This window comes from Enterobacter sp. RHBSTW-00318 (assembly GCF_014101375.1).
Classification (GTDB): Bacteria; Pseudomonadota; Gammaproteobacteria; order Enterobacterales; family Enterobacteriaceae; genus Enterobacter; species Enterobacter ludwigii.
In genome coordinates this window covers 1,441,359-1,459,402 of sequence record NZ_JABXQH010000001.1, presented here as the reverse complement: position 1 = coordinate 1,459,402, position 18,044 = coordinate 1,441,359, and the positions used below count along the sequence as shown (strand labels likewise).

The following is an 18,044-nucleotide window of genomic DNA, read 5'->3' as shown; positions in this document are numbered from 1 at the left end:
GTAATGCTTTGCTGCGGTTGTGACCAGTATGAAGGTTGTCAACCTCAAGACCGAAAAAATCCGGTAAACTTAAGGTATATACCATTAAGGATAATTGACCATGACTCTCCAACAAACCGAAATTGCCGTTGTCGGCGGCGGTATGGTCGGCGGCGCACTCGCGCTGGGGCTGGCGCAGCAGGGATTTGAGGTGACGGTTATCGAGCAGGCTGCCCCTGTTGCGTTTGACCCGACGGCAAAGCCGGATGTGCGAATTTCAGCTATCAGCGCCGCCTCTGTCGATCTGCTGCGCGGGCTGGGCGTCTGGGATGCCGTGCTCGGGATGCGCGCGCACCCTTACAGCCGTCTCGAAACCTGGGAGTGGGAGAATGCGCATGTCGCGTTTGATGCCGCTGAACTGAAGCTGCCCCGCCTGGGTTATATGGTGGAAAATACGGTCCTCCAGCTGGCGCTCTGGCAGGCCCTGGAGGCGCATCCGAAAGTGGCGCTGCGCGTCCCGGCGTCACTTAAAGCACTGCATCCCCACGAAGGCGGGTATTTGCTTGAGCTGGATAAGGGTGATGAGCTGGCTACGAGGCTGGTTGTCGGAGCGGATGGTGCCAACTCACAGGTCAGGCAAATGGCGGGAATTGGCATTCATGCCTGGCAGTACCAGCAGGCGTGCATGCTGATCACCGTGCAGTGTGAGAATGACGCGGGTGAGAGCACCTGGCAGCACTTTACCCCGAATGGCCCGCATGCTTTTTTACCGTTGTTTGATCGCTGGGCGTCGCTGGTGTGGTATGACAAACCGGCGCGCATTCGTCAGTTGCAGGGGCTGTCAATGGAGCAGCTGCAGCGAGAGATCCATCAGCACTTCCCACGCCGTCTGGGCAACGTCATGCCGGTTGCCGCCGGGGCGTTTCCGCTTACGCGTCGCCATGCATTGCAGTATGCCCGTGCAGGGCTGGCGCTGGTGGGGGATGCGGCACATACCATTCACCCGCTGGCGGGGCAGGGCGTGAACCTGGGATACCGTGACGTTGAGGCTTTACTGGATGTGCTGGGCAATGCGCGCGCTCACGCGGAGGCCTGGGCCAGCCATCCGGTACTGAAACGTTACCAGACGCGGCGTATGGCGGATAACTTTATCATGCAGTCGGGGATGGATCTGTTTTATGCCGGGTTCAGTAACGATCTTGGTCCGGTGCGCATTCTGCGTAACATTGGGTTGATGGCGGCGGAGCGTGCCGGTGGGCTGAAACGTCAGGCACTGAAGTACGCGTTAGGCCTTTAATCTGGGCGCCTTCTCCTGCGGGAGAGGGCTTTCGGATGCGGTACATAATCCAACAAAAACAAAAAAGCCCGCAGAGCGGGCTTTTTTGTTACTAAGTGGCTGGGGTGCAGGGATTCGAACCCCGGAATGCTGGTATCAGAAACCAGAGCCTTACCGCTTGGCGACACCCCAATTGCGTTAAACAATGTGCTTAACGACTTTTTAAATTGGCTGGGGTACGAGGATTCGAACCTCGGAATGCCGGAATCAGAATCCGGTGCCTTACCGCTTGGCGATACCCCAACAATTTTTTCTCGTCTACCGAATCATTCGACAGATGATTAATTTGGTGGCTACGACGGGATTCGAACCTGTGACCCCATCATTATGAGTGATGTGCTCTAACCAACTGAGCTACGTAGCCAGTACTGCAATCTTCGATGGCTGGGGTACCTGGATTCGAACCAGGGAATGCCGGTATCAAAAACCGGTGCCTTACCGCTTGGCGATACCCCAATACCGCGGAGAACCGCAAAATCGAAGAAATATGGCTGGGGTACCTGGATTCGAACCAGGGAATGCCGGTATCAAAAACCGGTGCCTTACCGCTTGGCGATACCCCATCCGTGCAACGCTTACCTGGGAATGGTGCGGGAGGCGAGACTTGAACTCGCACACCTTGCGGCGCCAGAACCTAAATCTGGTGCGTCTACCAATTTCGCCACTCCCGCAAAAAAGATGGTGGCTACGACGGGATTCGAACCTGTGACCCCATCATTATGAGTGATGTGCTCTAACCAACTGAGCTACGTAGCCATCTTTTTTTCGCGTTACCTTATCGGCGTTGCGGGGCGCATTATGCGTATAGACCCTTGCAGCGTCAACACCTTTTTCAACGAAAATAGCCGGAATGTGACTGTTTGGTTAGGTTGCGAACAGCGTGACCGAATATTCGGCAATTATTGGTTATTTATCGTTTTTGGGGAGTGAAATAGGGGGCAAAAAAAATCAGGCCCCGCAGGGCCTGATTGGATGCTTTTCGATTACTTATAGGCAGACTGGTGTACGCCTACCGCACGTCCTGATGGATCGTTCATTGACTTGAAAGATTCATCCCATTCAATGGCTTTAGCCGAAGAACAGGCAACGGACGGGCCGCCCGGAACACACTCCGCCGCACTCGGCACCGGGAACAGCTCTTCAAAGATTTCACGGTACAGATACGCTTCTTTGGAGCCTGGCGTGTTGTACGGGAAGCGGAAGCTCGCGGTTTCCAGTTGCTGATCGGAAACCTGTTTTGCCGCCACCTCTTTCAGGGTGTCGATCCAGCTATACCCGACACCGTCAGAGAACTGCTCTTTCTGACGCCATGCCACGCTCGCCGGCAGGTAGGATTCGAAACATTCACGCAGGATATGTTTCTCCATTTTGCCGTTGCCGCACATTTTGTCCTGCGGGTTGATGCGCATTGCCACGTCGAGGAATTTCTTATCCAGGAAGGGAACACGGGCTTCCACACCCCAGGCAGACATCGCTTTGTTGGCGCGTGCGCAGTCAAACATATGCAGCGCCTGCAGTTTACGTACTGTCTCTTCGTGCAGCTCTTTTGCGTTCGGCGCTTTGTGGAAATAGAGGTAGCCGCCAAACACTTCGTCAGACCCTTCACCGGAGAGCACCATCTTAATGCCCATCGCTTTGATCTTACGCGACATCAGGTACATCGGCGTGGAAGCGCGAATGGTGGTCACATCGTAGGTTTCGATGTGATAGATAACATCGCGGATCGCATCCAGGCCTTCCTGCACGGTGAAGTGGATCTCATGGTGCACGGTACCGAGATGGTTTGCCACTTCCTGCGCGGCTTTCAGATCCGGTGCACCTTCCAGGCCCACAGCAAAGGAGTGCAGCTGCGGCCACCAGGCTTCTGAACGTTCCTGATCTTCAACACGACGCGCGGCGAATTTCTTGGTGATCGCGGAGATCACGGACGAGTCCAGCCCGCCGGAGAGCAGTACGCCGTAAGGCACATCTGACATCAGGTGGCTTTTAACAGAATCTTCCAGCGCCTGACGCAGTTCGGCTTTATCAGTCACGTTGTCTTTAACCGCATCATAGTCGAACCAGTCGCGCTGATAGTACTGACGGATCTCGCCGTCTTTACTCCACAGGTAACTTCCTGCCGGGAACTCTTTAATGGTGCGGCAAACCGGCACCAGGGCTTTCATTTCTGAGGCGACATAAAAGTTGCCGTGTTCATCGTGACCCATATACAGCGGGATAATACCAATATGGTCGCGGCCAATCAGATAGGCATCTTTTTTGCTGTCGTACAGGGCGAAGGCAAACATACCCTGCAGATCATCGAGGAATTCCGGGCCTTTCTCCTGATACAGCGCCAGGATCACTTCACAGTCAGAACCGGTCTGGAAGGCGTAACGGTCGCCGTACTCGGCGCGCAGCGCCTGATGGTTATAGATTTCACCGTTGACAGCCAGCGCGTGTGTTTTTTTCTCGTTATACAGCGGCTGAGCACCGGCGTTGACGTCAACAATGGACAGACGTTCGTGTGCCAGGATGGCTTTATCGCTGGCGTAAACGCCGGACCAGTCCGGGCCGCGATGGCGCATCAGGCGGGACAATTCGAGTGCCTTTTTACGCAGTTCGCCTGCGTCAGTTTTAATATCCAGTACGCCAAAAATTGAACACATAACCTTCTCCGTTAACCCTGTTGCTTTGTAATGTTGCTTGCTTATGAAAATGCCGCAAAGGGGGAGGGCGCGCAAGGGTTTTACGGGATAAAACGGAAATAGTGCAATGCTGATTGCCGAATAGTGAAAAACGAGTACATCATGAACGCTTTTATTGATGATTATGCAATAAATCGGCTGTTTTGTTAGATATGGGTTTGTTTATCGGGCGTGAAAATAAAAAACCACGCGCTGAGGCGTGGTTTGGGATCAGATAATATCAATTTCTTCGACGGAGGGATAAATCCAGCTCGGCCGGAAGGGCATGGCGTCAATATCGTCGAGCGTGGAGACACCGGAAAGCACCAGAATGGTTTCCAGGCCCGCCTGGAATCCGGCCAGGATATCGGTGCGCAGGTTGTCGCCGACAATCACCGTTTCTTCGGAGTGGGCCTGCATCTTGTTCAGCGCGGCACGGATGATCCACGGGCTGGGCTTGCCCACGTAGAACGGTTTCCGGCCAGAGATCTTTTCGATACCGGCACACAGCGCGCCGCAGGCAGGGTAAAAACCACGGCCGTGGGTATCCGGGTTGGTGGCAATAAAACGCGCACCGTTGGCAACAAAGTAGGAGGCTTTGTGCATCATCTCCCAGTTATAGGAGCGCGTTTCGCCAACGATCACAAAGTCCGGGTTCACATCTGTGATGGTAAACCCTGCCTTATATAACTCGTGGATCAGCGCCCCTTCACCCACCACGTAGGCCTTTTTTCCTTCCTGGCGCTTGAGGAAATCAGCGGTGGCCATGGCAGAGGTATAAAACACGCTGTCCGGCACGTTGACGCCTGCTGTGGCAAAGCGGTTTGCCAGGTCCTGACCGGTCTGAGAAGGGTAGTTCGTGAGAAGAACCAGAGGCATTCCTTTGTCGATGATGCGGTGAAGAAATTCCGCAGCACCTGGTACAGCAACGTTGTCGTGCATCAGCACGCCGTCGATATCACAAATTACATTCTTAATGGTCATGGACATTCCGACATCAAAAAAAGAAGGCGTTACTATAAGACCCGATCAACTTTCCAGCAAATGTTGCAACAGAATACCGTTGAGCATGGCGCGTTTAACCAGCGCAAATGCGCCTATCGCTGAGCGATGGTCAAGCTTAGAACGAACGACGGGAAGGTTCTGGCGGAAGGCTTTCAGCGCCTGAGTGTTAATGCAGCCTTCAATGGCGGGCAGCAGGACCTTCTCGGCCTCCACAATCTCACCGGCGATCACCACTTTTTGCGGGTTAAACAGGTTGATGGCGATGGCGATGGTTTTACCCAGATGGCGACCCACCTGCTCAATAACTTCACAGGCCAGCGCATCGCCTTTGTTGGCGGCTTTGCAGATAGTCCCTATCTTGCAATCGTCCAGCGTGACGCGGCTCTGGTAACCCTGTTCAAGCAGATGGCGCACCCGCTGTTCAATCGCCGTGTTGGCGGCAATCGTCTCCAGACAGCCAAAGTTTCCGCAGTGGCAGCGTTCGCCAAGCGGCTCTACCTGAATATGACCAATCTCACCGACGTTACCGTTGCGGCCAATAAAAATGCGGCCGTTAGAGATGATGCCTGCTCCTGTCCCGCGGTGTACGCGCACCAGAATCGAATCTTCACAATCCTGGCTCGCACCAAAGTAGTGCTCTGCCAGGGCCAGTGAGCGGATGTCGTGCCCCACGAAACAGGTCACTTTAAAGCGTTTTTCCAGCGCATCTACCAGCCCCCAGTTCTCAACCTTTATATGGGGCATATAACGGATCACGCCGCTTTCGGGGTCTACCAGGCCTGGCAGGATCACCGAGATCGCAATCAGTTCACGGATTTTGCGCTGACAGCTCTCGATAAAGTGTTCAATGGTATTCAGCAGCGCGTGTTCCAGCGTCTCCTGAGTGCGCTCCGGAAGCGGGTAGTGTTCTTCCGCGATGGCTTTGCTGCTCAGATCATAGAGCGTAAGGGTGGTGTCATGACGACCAAGACGTACGCCAATCGCCTGAAAATTGCGGGTTTCGGTAATAATAGAGATGGCGCGGCGGCCTCCGGTGGAGGCCTGCTGATCGACTTCTTTGATCAGCCCGCGCTCAATGAGCTGACGGGTAATTTTTGTCACGCTGGCGGGAGCAAGCTGGCTTTGTTCGGCTATCTGAATGCGCGAGATTGGCCCGTGTTGGTCAATCAGACGATAAACCGCCGCGCTGTTAAGTTGTTTAACGAGATCGACATTACCGATTTGAGCTTGTCCGCCTGGTGTCATACTTTTACTTACTCAGTGACGACCTCGTTACCATTAACGATGGTCTTGATAATTTTATAATCGTGTGTGAATGCCGTCAGGTTTGCAACCATACCTGGTGCAATTCCGCCAAGCTGTTTATCTACGCCCATCGCGCGCGCAGGATAAAGGGTCGCCATACGCAGGACTTCATCAAGCGCAATCCCGCAATGTTCAACCAGGTTACGCACCCCTTCAATCATCGTCAGGGAGGAACCACTCAGCGTACCGTTTTCATCAACACACAGTCCATTGCGGTAGTATATTGTTTTACCGGCAAAAATGAACTGCTCAATATTTGCCCCTGCCGGTGCGGTGGCATCGGTTACCAGACAGAGTTTGTCACCTTTCAGGCGCTTGGCGTTGCGAATGTTGGTGTAATCGACGTGCAAGCCGTCAGCAATAATGCCGCAGTAAACGTCCTGCTCATCGAGAATTGCCCCGACCAGCCCAGGTTCACGACCGGTGATATACGGCATCGCGTTGTACAGGTGCGTCGCAAAGGTAATGCCGGCGCGAAAACCTGCTTTCGCTTCTTTTTGCGTTGCGTTTGAATGGCCCGCTGAAACGACAATCCCGGCGGCGGCCAGTTTGCTGATAACGTCAGGTCCCGCGATTTCAGGAGCCAGCGTCACTTTGGTGATCACATCGGCGTTGGCACACAGGTAGTCGACCAGCTTAGCGTCAGGTTTACGCACGTAATCCGGGTTATGCGTCCCTTTTTTCACGATGTTCAGCCACGGTCCTTCAAGATGCAGACCCAGCGCCTGATTAGGGTGTTTTGCCAGGTAGTCGCGCATCACGCGGATACCCTGTTTCATGAGATCATCACTGCTGGTGATGAGGGTTGGCAGATAGCTGGTGCAGCCCGATTTCTCGTTGGCTTTCTGCATGATTTCCAGCGTGTCGACCGTCACCGCCTCCGCGGTATCATTAAATTGCACACCGCCGCAGCCGTTCAGCTGTACGTCGATGAAACCGGGGGAGATTACTGCTCCATTGAGTGAGCGCTGTTCAATCCCCGGCGGCAGTTCTGCCAGCGGGCAAACACGTTCAATCAGGCCATCGGCGATAACAATCGCATGGTCATCCAGAATATCATGGCCGGTATAAATCCGACCGTGGGTTAAAGCGTACATAACGACCCCCGGTTAAAAAAAGCGGCCGCCTCTTGATGAAGAGGCGGTTATTCAATTACAGACCTTTGATGTTCTCAGCTTCTAACTCGTTGAAGTATTTCAACGTTTTCACTTTCAGCTCCATCGTGGACGGTTCGTCGCACACGATGACTGATTTTGGATGCAGCTGCAGGCAGCTGATGGTCCACATGTGGTTAACGTTGCCTTCAACGGCAGCCTGGAGCGCCTGCGCTTTCACGCCGCCCAGAACCAGAATCATCACTTCTTCGGCATCCAGCAGGGTGCCTACGCCTACGGTCAGGGCGTATTTTGGAACTTGGTTAACATCACCGTCAAAGAAGCGGGAGTTTGCCACGCGCGTGTCATGGGTCAGGGTTTTAATACGCGTACGGGAAGCCAGAGAAGAGGCCGGTTCGTTGAACGCGATATGGCCATCGTTGCCCACGCCACCCATGAACAGGTGGATTTTACCGTAGGAACGGATTTTTTCTTCATACTGACGGCATTCTGCGTCAATATCAGGCGCGTTTCCATTCAGCAGGTTAATGTTTTCAGCCGGAATATCAACGTGATCAAAGAAATTACGGTGCATAAAGCTATGGTAGCTTTCCGGATGATCCTTGGGTAAGCCGACATACTCATCCATGTTGAAGGTCACAACATGTTTAAAGCTAACCTGGCCTGCTTTATGCATCTCAACCAGGGCTTTATACGCGGTCAGCGGCGTGCCGCCGGTAGGAAGGCCGAGAACGAAAGGACGATCGGCGGTGGGTTTGAACGCGTTAATACGGTTAACGATATGACGGGCGGCCCATTTACCGACTTGTTCAGCAGTTGCCAGGGGAATCAGTCTCATTGTTCACCTCAAGAGTTAAAGTAGAAGAGTGGGCGGATGGCTATCGGAACCTGAACTAAGCGTAACCTGGAACCTTTCAGGCCGGATCAATCCGTCTTGATTTTTTGAATGATAAAATAAGTTTTCACTGTTAGCCAGAGAAAGGGAGGGTTATTAACGATATTTGGTGACAAAAATCACAAAAAATACGTGTTTAATTTGCGATACGAATTAATTTTTCACACACTCACAATGCCAGTGAATCATCAACTGTATTTATCGTTGTCGACACAATAAAAACATAGTTTATGCACGAGCCTTAATAAGGGTCTCGTAGGGGGAATAGGATGAATATTTTAGGTTTTTTCCAGCGCCTCGGTAGGGCTTTGCAGCTCCCTATCGCCGTGCTACCGGTTGCAGCACTGCTGCTGCGATTCGGGCAACCCGATCTGCTTAATGTGCCATTTATCGCGCAAGCGGGTGGCGCGATTTTTGACAATCTGGCGCTGATTTTCGCCATCGGTGTGGCATCCAGCTGGTCAAAAGACAGCGCGGGTGCAGCGGCGCTGGCCGGGGCTGTCGGTTACTTCATCCTGACGAAAGCGATGGTGACGATAAACCCAGAAATTAACATGGGCGTTCTGGCAGGTATCATTACCGGTCTGGTCGGCGGGGCTGTTTATAACCGTTGGGCGGGGATCAAACTGCCAGACTTCCTGAGCTTCTTTGGTGGAAAACGTTTTGTGCCGATTGCGACAGGCTTCTTCTGTCTGATTCTGGCCGCGATCTTTGGCTACATCTGGCCACCGGTGCAGCACGCTATCCATGCGGGCGGTGAGTGGATTGTTTCCGCTGGCGCAGTGGGTGCGGGTATCTTCGGTTTCATCAACCGTCTGTTGATCCCAACCGGCCTGCATCAGGTGCTGAACACCATTGCCTGGTTCCAGATTGGTGAGTTTACCAACGCCGCGGGCGCGGTATTCCACGGGGATATCAACCGCTTCTATGCAGGTGACGGCACCGCGGGCATGTTCATGTCGGGCTTCTTCCCTATCATGATGTTTGGTCTGCCGGGCGCGGCGCTGGCTATGTACCTGGCCGCACCGAAAGCGCGTCGTCCAATGGTTGGCGGGATGCTGCTGTCAGTTGCCATCACCGCGTTCCTGACCGGTGTTACTGAGCCGCTGGAATTCCTGTTCATGTTCCTGGCTCCGCTGCTGTACCTCATGCACGCTGTGCTGACGGGTATTAGCCTGTTTGTTGCAACGCTGCTGGGTATCCATGCGGGCTTCTCCTTCTCCGCCGGCGCGATCGACTACGTGTTGATGTACAACCTGCCCGCGGCGAGCAAGAACGTCTGGATGCTGGTCGCAATGGGTCTGGTGTTCTTCGTTATCTACTTCGTTCTGTTCAGCGCAGTCATTCGTATGTTTAACCTGAAAACACCAGGCCGCGAAGATACGAAAGACGACATCGTTACTGGCGAAGCTAACAGCAATACCGAAGAAGGGCTGACCCAGCTGGCAACCAATTATATTGCCGCAGTAGGCGGTACGGATAACCTGAAAGCTATCGATGCATGTATTACCCGTCTGCGCCTGACGGTAGGTGATTCAGCGCGCGTTAACGATGCCATGTGTAAACGCCTTGGCGCATCCGGTGTGGTGAAACTGAACAAGCAGACCATCCAGGTTATCGTGGGTGCGAAAGCGGAATCGATTGGCGATGAAATGAAGAAAGTGGTTGCCCGTGGACCGATCGCGGCTTCTGCAGCGAACAGCGCGCCAGTGACGGAAGCCCCGGTGGCAAAACCGCAGGCCGTCCCTAACGCAACGACCATTGCCGCGCTGGTTTCACCGATTACTGGTGAAGTGGTTGCGATTGAGCAGGTGCCTGACGAAGCGTTTGCCAGCAAAGCTGTCGGTGACGGTGTGGCGGTGAAACCAACGGACAAAACCGTGGTGTCACCGGCTGCCGGGACCATCGTTAAAATCTTCAACACCAACCATGCGTTCTGCCTCGAAACAGAAAAGGGCGCGGAGATCGTTGTCCATATGGGTATCGATACCGTCGCGCTGAACGGTCAGGGCTTTACTCGCCTGGTGGAAGAGGGGGCCGACGTGGTGGCAGGTCAGCCGATTCTGGAAATGGATCTGGATTACCTGAACGCTAACGCGCGCTCCATGATTAGCCCGGTCGTTTGCAGCAATATCGACGACTTCAGCGGCCTGGTGATTCAGGCGAAAGGTCAGGTCGTTGCGGGCCAGACGCCACTGTATGAGATTAAAGGCAAGTAATCGCTCCTGAGTAGAGTCATGCCTTAAGCGGCGGGGGTTTTCCTCCGCCGCTTTTTTTTGCAGCAATTGCCCCCATTATTTTCTTCAGAGACGTTTTAAGGGTTGTCACTACGTCCGGCTTATAAGATCATATGCCGTTATACGTTGTTTACGCTTTGAGGAATCCACGATGAGTGAGGCTGAAGCCCGCCCGAGTAACTTTATTCGTCAGATCATCGATGAAGATCTGGCCAGTGGTAAGCACACCACAGTTCATACCCGTTTCCCGCCGGAGCCAAACGGCTACCTGCATATTGGTCATGCAAAATCGATCTGCCTGAACTTTGGCATCGCGCAAGACTACCAGGGACAGTGCAACCTGCGTTTCGATGACACCAACCCAGTAAAAGAAGACATCGAATACGTTGAGTCTATTAAGAATGACGTGCAATGGCTGGGCTTCAACTGGTCTGGCGATATCTGCTACTCCTCTGACTATTTTGATCAGCTGTATGCCTATGCGGTCGAGCTTATCAATAAAGGTCTGGCGTATGTCGACGAGCTGTCTGCTGAAGAGATCCGCGAATACCGCGGCACGCTGACCGCGCCGGGTAAAAATAGCCCGTTCCGCGATCGCAGCGTTGAAGAGAACCTGGCGCTGTTTGAAAAAATGCGTGCGGGTGGCTTCGAGGAAGGTAAAGCCTGCCTGCGTGCCAAAATCGACATGGCATCACCGTTCATCGTGATGCGCGATCCGGTTCTGTACCGTATCAAGTTCGCTGAACACCATCAGACCGGTAACAAGTGGTGCATCTACCCGATGTACGACTTTACCCACTGCATCAGCGATGCGCTGGAAGGCATTACGCACTCCCTGTGTACGCTGGAGTTCCAGGACAACCGCCGTCTGTACGACTGGGTTCTGGATAACATCACCATCCCGGTGCATCCGCGTCAGTACGAATTCTCTCGTCTGAATCTGGAATACACGGTGATGTCCAAGCGTAAGCTGAACCTGCTGGTGACCGACAAGCACGTTGAGGGCTGGGACGATCCGCGTATGCCAACCATCTCGGGTCTGCGTCGCCGTGGTTATACTGCCGCGTCTATTCGCGAGTTCTGTAAGCGCATCGGCGTGACCAAGCAGGATAACACCATTGAGATCGCCTCTCTGGAATCCTGCATTCGTGAAGATCTGAACGACAACGCGCCACGCGCAATGGCCGTCATCGATCCGGTAAAACTGGTTATCGAAAACTACCCGCAGGGCGCGAGCGAAATGGTCTCCATGCCTAACCATCCGAACAAGCCGGAAATGGGCACCCGTGACGTGCCGTTCAGCGGTGAAATCTGGATCGATCGTGCTGACTTCCGCGAAGAAGCGAACAAGCAGTACAAGCGTCTGGTGCTGGGTAAAGAGGTGCGTCTGCGTAACGCATACGTGATCAAAGCTGAGCGTGTTGAGAAAGATGCAGAAGGGAATATCACCACCATCTTCTGCTCTTACGACGCTGAAACCCTGAGCAAAGATCCGGCAGATGGCCGCAAAGTGAAAGGCGTGATCCACTGGGTAAGTGCAACACATGCGCTGCCGGTTGAAATTCGCCTGTACGATCGTCTGTTCAGCGTGCCTAACCCAGGTGCAGCAGAAGACTTCCTGGCGACAATCAACCCGGAATCTCTGGTCATCAAGCAGGGTTATGCTGAGCCGTCTCTGAAAGCCGCTGAAGCGAGCAAAGCGTTCCAGTTCGAACGTGAAGGCTACTTCTGCCTCGACAGCCGTCACAGTACCTCGGAAAAACCGGTGTTTAACCGTACCGTTGGTCTGCGTGATACCTGGACTAAAGTCGGCGAATAATAACGCTGCTCTGGTCAATGAGAGACAAACGCCGCGTAATGCGGCGTTTTTTTATTGAATGATCATATCGTTAAGCGCGAGCAAAAATAATGTCTGCGCAATATTCAGGTCAATGTGGTGCTACTTATTTTTCTAAAAAAAGTTTGTATATTTCTGAAAATAATGAAGGCCTGAAAATAACCAGTAATTTACACAATTACTGGCTTGAATTTAATGACTTGCCCCGCCAAATCTCGTCTCCCGCTAAATGTTACAAAGCACTACGAATTATGTGCACTTCGTCATAATCCTGACTTTTGCCCACTGAAAAGCATTGATAATTCGCGGCGCGAAAAATAACCTAAAGGCGGTAGTTAATTCGAGGGTATTTCTGACTACCCCTGACCTTTTGGTCTTTTATATTTTTCGCCGTTCAGGCGTTTTAATTCGTCAAAGAGGAATAATCTATGCGTACGTTCAGTGGCAAACGTAGTGCGCTGGCGCTGGCTATCGCCGGTGTGACAGCAATGTCAGGCCTGGTGATTGCGCCAGAGGCTAAGGCAGCAGGTTTCATCGAAGATTCTACCCTCACGGGCGGTATTTATTACTGGCAGCGTGAACGTGACCGTAAAGACGTTACCGAAGACAAATACAAAACCAACCTTTCTCACTCTACCTGGAACGCCAACCTCGACTTCCAGTCAGGCTATGCCGCCGATATGTTCGGCCTGGATATTGCCGCGTTCACGGCAATTGAAATGGCGGAAAATGGCGACAGCGGACACCCGAACGAAATTGCCTTCTCGTCCAGCAATAAGGCCTATAAAGAAGACTGGTCCGGCGATAAAAGCGGTATCAGCCTGTATAAAGCCGCTGCGAAATTCAAATATGGTCCAGTCTGGGCGCGCGGCGGATATATTCAGCCAACTGGCCAAACCCTGTTAGCGCCACACTGGAGTTTTATGCCTGGTACTTACCAGGGCGCTGAAGCTGGCGCTAACTTTGACTACGGTGATGCGGGTGCGTTGAGTTTCTCCTATATGTGGACCAACGAATACAAAGCCCCGTGGCATATCGAAATGGATAAGTTTTACCAGAACGATAAAAAGACCAAAGTGGATTACCTCCACTCACTGGGTGCGAAGTACGATTTTAAAAACGACCTCGTGTTAGAAGCCGCCTTTGGTCAGGCTGAAGGCTATATCGATCAGTATTTTGCCAAAGCCAGCTACAAATTTGATATCGCAGGGAGTCCGTTGAGTACCAGTTACCAGTTCTACGGCACGCGAGACAAAGTCAGCGATGGTGGCGTCAACGATATTTATGACGGCACGGCCTGGCTGCAGGCGCTGACCTTTGGCTATAAAGTGGGTCAGGTGGATTTGCGTCTGGAAGGAACATGGGTGAAGGCGGAAGGGCAGCAGGGCTACTTCCTGCAGCGTATGACCCCGACTTACGCATCTTCAAACGGTCGTCTGGATATCTGGTGGGATAACCGCTCTGACTTCAACGCCGACGGCGAAAAAGCGGTCTTCTTCGGCGCAATGTATGACCTGAAAAACTGGAACCTGCCGGGCTGGGCGGTGGGCGCCTCCTACGCGTATGCCTGGGACGCCAAACCGGGCGACATGGCCACACCGGATGCGTACTACGATCCGAACTACCGTCTGAAAGAGTCCTCTTACAGCCTGGATGCCATCTATACCGTGCAGGATGGACGTGCGAAAGGCACGATGTTCAAGCTGCACTTCACGCAGTATGACAACCACTCTGATATTCCAAGCTACGCGGGCGGTTACGGCAACATCTTCCAGGATGAACGTGACGTGAAATTCATGGTTATCGCACCATTCACTATCTTCTGATGAACGCTCCGGCGGGTTCCGTCCCGCCGGAATGGAGACTGCACATGATGAAAAAAATGGTAATCGTCGCGTTGCTGGCCTCGGGGCTGGTGGCTTGCGCCCAGGACCCGGCGCCGAAAGAAGATTCTCGCCTGAAGGAGGCTTACAGCGCCTGCATTAACACCGCTGAAGGCTCACCGGAGAAAATTGAAGCCTGCCAGAGCGTGCTGAATGTGCTGAAGAAAGAGAAGGCGCATGAGCAGTTTGCGACGCAGGAAAATGTTCGCGTGATGGACTATCAGGCCTGCATTCAGGCGCGTAAAACCGGTAACGATCAGGAAGTGGCGAAGCGTTGCGACCAGATCTGGAAGGAAATACGCAGTAACAACGGAAATTAATTAAGCGTGTTAAGGCCCGGTGGCGCTGTGCTTACCGGGCTTTTTTTCGCCGGGTGACAGGCAAAAAAAAGCCAACCTTGCGGCTGGCTCAGAGTATGAAAGTTCGACTTATTTGGCGTCGTGTGCGTGATCGTCTTCGCGGCAATCACCTTCAGCACAGTGACCATACAGATACAGGCTATGGTTGGTCAGGCGGATACCATGACGAGCAGCGATTTCACGCTGACGTGCTTCGATGGAATCATCGCTAAATTCAATGACCTTGCCACAATCCAGGCAGATCAGGTGATCGTGGTGCTGCTGCTGGGTCAGTTCGAATACAGATTTACCGCCTTCGAAATTATGACGGGTAACAATGCCCGCGTCATCAAACTGGTTCAGCACGCGATAGACGGTTGCCAGCCCAATCTCTTCACCCATGTCGATAAGACGCTTGTAAAGGTCTTCCGCACTGACATGGTGATTGTCTGGACCCTGAAGCACTTCAAGGATTTTTAACCGAGGAAGCGTAACTTTCAGGCCAGCCTTCTTTAATGCGGTATTGTTGTCAGTCATGCGGAATCTGTCCTGTTGCTAAACGATTCACTTCTGGAGGAAGTGACAGAAAATGCACCTGGAATAATGCGTCTCATTATAGAACTGCCATGGCTAAATGAAAACTGCAAGTCTCAGGCAAAGTATGCTTATAAAAACGTGGTATCACCGACAAACTTACTCAATGGCACCCCATTTTACCTGGGAGACATTGTACAGGTCTGGGCGAAAAAGTTAAAAGATTGTAGCGATTAATTTAATCGTTTGACCCGGTTCCTGGGCGCAACCGGGGTTGCGCCACAATAACAATCAGGCGTTAAGAATATCGTCCAGGTGCAGTTCTTCGCGGATCTGCTTCACCCACTTCTCAACGCGCTCTGCGGTCAGTTCTGGCTGACGGTCTTCGTCGATCGCCAGACCCACGAAGTGGTCGTCATCGGCCAGGCCTTTAGACGCTTCGAAGTGGTAACCTGCAGTCGGCCAGTGGCCTACGATAACTGCACCATTCGGTTCAATGATATCGCGGATAGTGCCCAGCGCGTCACAGAAGTACTCAGCGTAGTCTTCCTGATCGCCGCAGCCAAACAGGGCGACCAGCTTGCCGTTGAAGTCCACTTCTTCCAGCGTCGGGAAGAAATCATCCCAGTCACACTGGGCTTCACCGTAGTACCAGGTTGGGATACCCAGCAACAGGATGTCATAGCCTTCGAGATCTTCTTTGCTGCTCTTGGCGATGTCATGCACATCGGCAACGTCTTTACCGAGCTGTTTTTGAATGTTTTTTGCGATATTTTCGGTATTGCCGGTATCACTGCCGAAGAAAATGCCGATGATTGCCATGAGTAAAATAACCTCTTGAAACTTAATGGTATGGTGGCGCAATTTGTCCACGGATAAGGGCAATAATAGCAGAACTGGCAACCCCGCGGAAACAGCTATCGCGCAGGACTGCACTCTGTGCTACATGAAAAGGGTAAGAAAGGGGATTTTCAGACTTATGCCTGGCGGCGCAACGTCTCAAGCTGGGCGATCAACATCTCTTCAATGAGCTCGCTACGGCTGATATTACGCGCTTCGGCCAGTTCGTTAAGCGCATCGACGGCGTCGGCATTGAGCTTCAGTTCGACACGCTTAAGCCCACGATTTTTATCGCGTTTAAGCTGGTTGCGTTTATTAATACGCAGCTGTTCATCGCGCGAAAGCGGATTCGTTTTCGGTCGTCCCGGTCGACGCTCATTCGCGAACAGATCTAGTGTCGTACGGTCCGTTTGTTCTTTGGCCATGATTCTGAGACTTCGGGGGAAACAAGCCGCCCTGCTATTGCCCGGGCGATGAGCGCGCCATCATACATCACCAAAAACGGCACGCCAACGACTGGAAGCCCGCAACCTTCCAGTCGCTCTCTTTTTAATCAATTCGCAGTATCAGAGAGATAGCGGCGGATGGCGCGTAACACGGCGTCAGGTTTTTCCGCGTGAACCCAGTGTCCGGCACCGGCGATGACATGGGCGCGGGCCTGCGGGAATTGCGCCAGCAAGGTGTCGCGATAGGCGTCGGTGACATAAGGGGAGTTACCGCCGCGAATAAAGAGGGTAGGGTGTTGCCAGGCGGGCACCGTATCCCAGCCGACGATGTTGTTGTACTGCGCCCAGAGTACCGGCACGTTGAAACGCCACTGGCCGTCGACAAACGACTTCAGCAGAAACTGAATTACGCCTTCTTCATTAAGATGTTCGCGCATGACGGCTGTGGCCTGTTGGCGGGTTGAAACCCCAGCCTCTGTCACCGCAGTGATGGCAGCAAAAATGTCGTCATGACGGCGCACGTCGTAATCCACCGGGGCAACGTCGATCACGACCAGACCGTTGATTCTGTCCGGTGCCAGCGCCGTCAGGGCCATTACCGCCTTGCCGCCCATAGAATGCCCGATGAGCGTCACCTTCTGAAGATGGTTGGCATCAAGCGTATCGAGCAGATCCTGGGCCATTGCCGCGTAGGTCATCTCTTCTGAACGCCCGGAAAGACCGTGATTTCGCATATCGACCTGCAAAATATCGTGATCGGTAACCAGATCGCGCGCCAGCACCCCCAGGTTATCCAGGCTGCCAAAAAGCCCGTGAACCAGTACGATGGGAGAATTATTGTTCGGCGATTGTGCAGTTTGCGCTCGGGTATTCAATTTCATGGCAAAGTTCTTTTTTTACGTATGTCAGGTTAGGGTATCATGTTGACCATTCTGCCGCCCGGCTGCAAGGTTCCAGTTTAATCTGACTTTTGCCGCCAACCTGGTTTGACGCTATCCGCTGTTGGAATTTAACTTTATAATCCCAACGACTTGTATTCAGATAAGATATCGCACTGGATTAAGATGAAAACAATCGAAGTTGATGACGAACTCTATCAGTATATTGCCAGCCAGACGCGGCATATCGGGGAGAGTGCGTCCGACATTTTACGGCGCATGCTTAAAATTTCCGCCGCCTCACAGCCTGCTACCCCAGTCACTAAAGATGTCGTGTCTCAACAAAACGTTGTTGCACAAGCAAAACCTGCCGTCGCGCAAGTGAAAGACAAAGTACGTGCGATGCGCGAGTTGCTGCTCTCTGATGAGTACGCCGAGCAGAAAAAAGCGGTTAACCGCTTCATGCTGGTGCTGTCTACACTCTATTCACTGGATAACAAAGCGTTTGCTGAAGCGACCGAGTCGCTGCACGGTCGTACCCGCGTCTATTTCGCAGGCGACGAGCAAACGCTGCTGCAAAATGGCAACCAAACCAAACCTAAACATGTCCCGGGCACACCGTACTGGGTCATCACCAATACCAATACGGGCCGCAAGTGCAGCATGGTTGAACACATCATGCAGTCCATGCAGTTCCCGGCGGAATTGATTGAAAAGGTTTGCGGTACAATTTAACCCTTGCATCAGAAG

15 protein-coding genes and 7 tRNA genes are annotated in these 18,044 nt (G+C 52.9%); 6 read left to right on the top strand and 16 right to left on the bottom strand.

Annotation, left to right across the window (positions count from 1 at the left end):
* The first annotated feature begins 100 nt into the window (after window positions 1-100).
* Window positions 101-1,276, top strand: coding sequence for a 3-demethoxyubiquinol 3-hydroxylase (gene ubiF / locus HV157_RS07185; RefSeq protein ID WP_121340093.1), 1,176 nt, complete (start codon window positions 101-103; stop codon window positions 1,274-1,276).
* Window positions 1,277-1,372: 96 nt separating this feature from the next.
* On the opposite strand, the gene HV157_RS07180 is transcribed toward ubiF, so the two are convergent.
* The 12 genes from HV157_RS07180 to nagB all read right to left on the bottom strand — a co-directional run bounded on the left by HV157_RS07180 (window position 1,373) and on the right by nagB (window position 8,244).
* Window positions 1,373-1,447 (bottom strand) — tRNA-Gln (locus HV157_RS07180).
* A 36-nt stretch (window positions 1,448-1,483) separates the two neighbouring features.
* Window positions 1,484-1,558: transfer RNA gene (locus tag HV157_RS07175), tRNA-Gln, on the bottom strand.
* A gap of 44 nt (window positions 1,559-1,602) precedes the next feature.
* Window positions 1,603-1,679 (bottom strand) — tRNA-Met (locus HV157_RS07170).
* A 17-nt stretch (window positions 1,680-1,696) separates the two neighbouring features.
* Window positions 1,697-1,771: transfer RNA gene (locus HV157_RS07165), tRNA-Gln, on the bottom strand.
* A 32-nt stretch (window positions 1,772-1,803) separates the two neighbouring features.
* Window positions 1,804-1,878, bottom strand: a tRNA-Gln gene (locus tag HV157_RS07160).
* 23 nt (window positions 1,879-1,901) lie between these two features.
* A tRNA-Leu gene (locus HV157_RS07155) sits at window positions 1,902-1,986 on the bottom strand.
* 8 nt (window positions 1,987-1,994) lie between these two features.
* Window positions 1,995-2,071, bottom strand: a tRNA-Met gene (locus HV157_RS07150).
* Between the two features lie 227 nt (window positions 2,072-2,298).
* Window positions 2,299-3,963 carry an asparagine synthase B gene (gene asnB / locus HV157_RS07145; RefSeq protein ID WP_182268350.1) on the bottom strand — a complete coding sequence of 555 codons (1,665 nt, stop codon included), beginning with the start codon at window positions 3,961-3,963 and terminating at the stop codon, window positions 2,299-2,301.
* Between the two features lie 249 nt (window positions 3,964-4,212).
* Window positions 4,213-4,965, bottom strand: coding sequence for a ribonucleotide monophosphatase NagD (gene nagD, locus HV157_RS07140; protein WP_020884984.1), 753 nt, complete (start codon window positions 4,963-4,965; stop codon window positions 4,213-4,215).
* A gap of 45 nt (window positions 4,966-5,010) precedes the next feature.
* Window positions 5,011-6,231: an N-acetylglucosamine repressor gene (locus HV157_RS07135; protein ID WP_014169139.1), complete on the bottom strand. Its 1,221-nt coding sequence runs from the start codon at window positions 6,229-6,231 to the stop codon at window positions 5,011-5,013.
* Between the two features lie 8 nt (window positions 6,232-6,239).
* On the bottom strand, window positions 6,240-7,388 hold the full coding sequence (nagA, locus tag HV157_RS07130; protein WP_182268351.1) for an N-acetylglucosamine-6-phosphate deacetylase: 1,149 nt from the start codon (window positions 7,386-7,388) through the stop codon (window positions 6,240-6,242).
* Between the two features lie 55 nt (window positions 7,389-7,443).
* Window positions 7,444-8,244, bottom strand: a complete 801-nt coding sequence (nagB, locus tag HV157_RS07125; RefSeq protein ID WP_008501061.1) for a glucosamine-6-phosphate deaminase — start codon at window positions 8,242-8,244, stop codon at window positions 7,444-7,446.
* A 326-nt stretch (window positions 8,245-8,570) separates the two neighbouring features.
* On the opposite strand from nagB, the gene nagE reads away from it, so the two are divergent.
* From nagE to chiQ, 4 genes are all read left to right on the top strand, one after another.
* Window positions 8,571-10,520 (top strand): PTS N-acetyl glucosamine transporter subunit IIABC, encoded by a 1,950-nt coding sequence (nagE, locus tag HV157_RS07120; protein ID WP_032677692.1) that lies wholly within the window; start codon window positions 8,571-8,573, stop codon window positions 10,518-10,520.
* A 169-nt stretch (window positions 10,521-10,689) separates the two neighbouring features.
* Window positions 10,690-12,357 (top strand): glutamine--tRNA ligase, encoded by a 1,668-nt coding sequence (gene glnS / locus HV157_RS07115; RefSeq protein ID WP_182268352.1) that lies wholly within the window; start codon window positions 10,690-10,692, stop codon window positions 12,355-12,357.
* Between the two features lie 446 nt (window positions 12,358-12,803).
* Window positions 12,804-14,201, top strand: coding sequence for a chitoporin (gene chiP / locus HV157_RS07110; protein WP_020884980.1), 1,398 nt, complete (start codon window positions 12,804-12,806; stop codon window positions 14,199-14,201).
* 47 nt (window positions 14,202-14,248) lie between these two features.
* Entirely contained in the window at window positions 14,249-14,578 is a 330-nt protein-coding gene (gene chiQ, locus HV157_RS07105; protein WP_025204664.1) for a ChiQ/YbfN family lipoprotein, read from the top strand.
* A gap of 108 nt (window positions 14,579-14,686) precedes the next feature.
* Here the strand turns inward: chiQ and fur are convergent, their stop codons facing one another.
* The 4 genes from fur to ybfF form a co-directional block, all read right to left on the bottom strand.
* The gene (gene fur, locus HV157_RS07100; protein ID WP_014169146.1) at window positions 14,687-15,133 is read right to left on the bottom strand and encodes a ferric iron uptake transcriptional regulator; all 447 of its coding nucleotides are present in this window, start codon (window positions 15,131-15,133) and stop codon (window positions 14,687-14,689) included.
* Window positions 15,134-15,421: 288 nt separating this feature from the next.
* Entirely contained in the window at window positions 15,422-15,952 is a 531-nt protein-coding gene (gene fldA, locus HV157_RS07095) for a flavodoxin FldA (RefSeq protein WP_008501067.1), read from the bottom strand.
* A 155-nt stretch (window positions 15,953-16,107) separates the two neighbouring features.
* On the bottom strand, window positions 16,108-16,395 hold the full coding sequence (gene ybfE, locus HV157_RS07090; RefSeq protein WP_014169148.1) for a LexA regulated protein: 288 nt from the start codon (window positions 16,393-16,395) through the stop codon (window positions 16,108-16,110).
* A 128-nt stretch (window positions 16,396-16,523) separates the two neighbouring features.
* Complete coding sequence (gene ybfF / locus HV157_RS07085) at window positions 16,524-17,297, bottom strand: esterase (protein ID WP_047357106.1); 774 nt, start codon at window positions 17,295-17,297, stop codon at window positions 16,524-16,526.
* A 183-nt stretch (window positions 17,298-17,480) separates the two neighbouring features.
* On the opposite strand from ybfF, the gene seqA reads away from it, so the two are divergent.
* The gene (gene seqA / locus HV157_RS07080; RefSeq protein WP_020884977.1) at window positions 17,481-18,029 is read left to right on the top strand and encodes a replication initiation negative regulator SeqA; all 549 of its coding nucleotides are present in this window, start codon (window positions 17,481-17,483) and stop codon (window positions 18,027-18,029) included.
* Window positions 18,030-18,044: the final 15 nt, after the last annotated feature.

Bases quoted from the DNA above. Each gene is read 5' to 3' on its own strand.
- HV157_RS07135 (WP_014169139.1), bottom strand. From the start codon at position 6,231: ATGACACCAGGCGGACAAGCTCAAATCGGTAATGTCGATCTCGTTAAA.
- nagB (WP_008501061.1), bottom strand. From the start codon at position 8,244: ATGAGACTGATTCCCCTGGCAACTGCTGAACAAGTCGGTAAATGGGCC.
- ybfE (WP_014169148.1), bottom strand. From the start codon at position 16,395: ATGGCCAAAGAACAAACGGACCGTACGACACTAGATCTGTTCGCGAAT.
- seqA (WP_020884977.1), top strand. From the start codon at position 17,481: ATGAAAACAATCGAAGTTGATGACGAACTCTATCAGTATATTGCCAGC.
- nagE (WP_032677692.1), top strand. From the start codon at position 8,571: ATGAATATTTTAGGTTTTTTCCAGCGCCTCGGTAGGGCTTTGCAGCTC.
- nagD (WP_020884984.1), bottom strand. From the start codon at position 4,965: ATGACCATTAAGAATGTAATTTGTGATATCGACGGCGTGCTGATGCAC.
- ybfF (WP_047357106.1), bottom strand. From the start codon at position 17,297: ATGAAATTGAATACCCGAGCGCAAACTGCACAATCGCCGAACAATAAT.
- chiP (WP_020884980.1), top strand. From the start codon at position 12,804: ATGCGTACGTTCAGTGGCAAACGTAGTGCGCTGGCGCTGGCTATCGCC.
- fur (WP_014169146.1), bottom strand. From the start codon at position 15,133: ATGACTGACAACAATACCGCATTAAAGAAGGCTGGCCTGAAAGTTACG.
- chiQ (WP_025204664.1), top strand. From the start codon at position 14,249: ATGAAAAAAATGGTAATCGTCGCGTTGCTGGCCTCGGGGCTGGTGGCT.
- nagA (WP_182268351.1), bottom strand. From the start codon at position 7,388: ATGTACGCTTTAACCCACGGTCGGATTTATACCGGCCATGATATTCTG.
- glnS (WP_182268352.1), top strand. From the start codon at position 10,690: ATGAGTGAGGCTGAAGCCCGCCCGAGTAACTTTATTCGTCAGATCATC.
- fldA (WP_008501067.1), bottom strand. From the start codon at position 15,952: ATGGCAATCATCGGCATTTTCTTCGGCAGTGATACCGGCAATACCGAA.
- ubiF (WP_121340093.1), top strand. From the start codon at position 101: ATGACTCTCCAACAAACCGAAATTGCCGTTGTCGGCGGCGGTATGGTC.
- asnB (WP_182268350.1), bottom strand. From the start codon at position 3,963: ATGTGTTCAATTTTTGGCGTACTGGATATTAAAACTGACGCAGGCGAA.